Source organism: Pseudomonadota bacterium (assembly GCA_010028905.1).
Classification (GTDB): domain Bacteria; phylum Vulcanimicrobiota; class Xenobia; order RGZZ01; family RGZZ01; genus RGZZ01.
Map to the genome: position 1 here is coordinate 1 of RGZZ01000916.1, position 1,079 is coordinate 1,079.

General features: G+C 70.4%; 2 protein-coding genes. Both read left to right on the forward strand.

The window, feature by feature from the left end:
- Window positions 1-520, forward strand: a 520-nt coding sequence (locus tag EB084_26340) for a hypothetical protein (protein NDD31782.1), incomplete at its 5' end; no start/stop codon positions are given.
- Window positions 517-1,079: hypothetical protein (locus tag EB084_26345; GenBank protein NDD31783.1), on the forward strand; the 563-nt coding region annotated here is incomplete at its 3' end. The genes EB084_26340 and EB084_26345, both read left to right, overlap by 4 nt.

Below are 1,079 nucleotides of genomic sequence, written 5' to 3' on the forward strand. Positions count from 1 at the left end.
CAAGCCCACCACGCTCTCCGACCTCAACCTGCCCACCACCTGGTTTCACGGCACGGCCGCTGCCTTCACCGGCCCGCTGCGCCCCAACAAGGGCATGGGCGGGGCGTGTGTCTGGCTCGCTGACCGCGAGGGCGCGCAAGCCTACGCCCAGGGGCAGCGGGGTCGGCTGATCGAGGTCAGGCTCGCGCCCGACACCAAGGCCGTGGACCTGTCCAACGCCTCCGATCCCATCGTGCGCGAGTTCATCCGGCTCGACCGGTCGGCGAGCAACATGCTCTGGCATGGTCGCGAGGAGGTCACCGACGAGGAGATGGCCGACGCCGTGGCCGCGTGGGAGCGCCGCTCGACGCACTACGACGCCATCGAGGCGCGGGGCTGGGCCAAGAGCTACTTCCGCAAGGCGGGCGTGGACGCGCTGCTCGTGCGCGACGTCAAGGGTTGGGGCGGTCACCAGGCGATGCCTTCGCTGTGCGTGCTCAACCGGGGTAAGATCGTCCAGCAGAAGGGAGCGACACCATGAACGGCACCCACCTCACCCTCGGCCTCGTGGGCCTGCTCGCCGCCGCGTCCTTCCTGCCCCCCGCCGGCAGCCTCAACCTCGCCGCCGTGCAGCGGCTGCGGGCAGCCCTCAGGGCGTCCTCAGGCTCAGCCAACGTGATCGGCGAGCCCAAGCCGAGGGCGTCCCGCAAGAAGGCAGCACCTCAGGACGCCGCCGTCGCGGAGATGCTGCGGCTCGACCCCAAGGACGTCCCCGACGAACTGCTCGTGGCCGTGCTGCTGATGGGGGCCGTGAAGGGCGATCCGGTCAAGGTCGCCCGCCAGACGCTCGACGAGTTGGGCGGCAACCTCCAGCGCGTGCTGCGGGCCCAGGCGTTCGACGCTCGTGGCCTGGAGCCGTTGTCTCGGGCGCGCATGGTCGCCACGCGGGAACTCGTGCGCCGCGCCAACCTGCGAGGCGTGTTGGCCGGTGATGGGCCGGTGCTCGACAGCCCGGACAAGGTCTACGACGTCGCTCGGGCGCTCTCGACCGGGGCGCGCGAGCGTTTGACGGCGATGTATCTCAACAACAAAAATCGCGT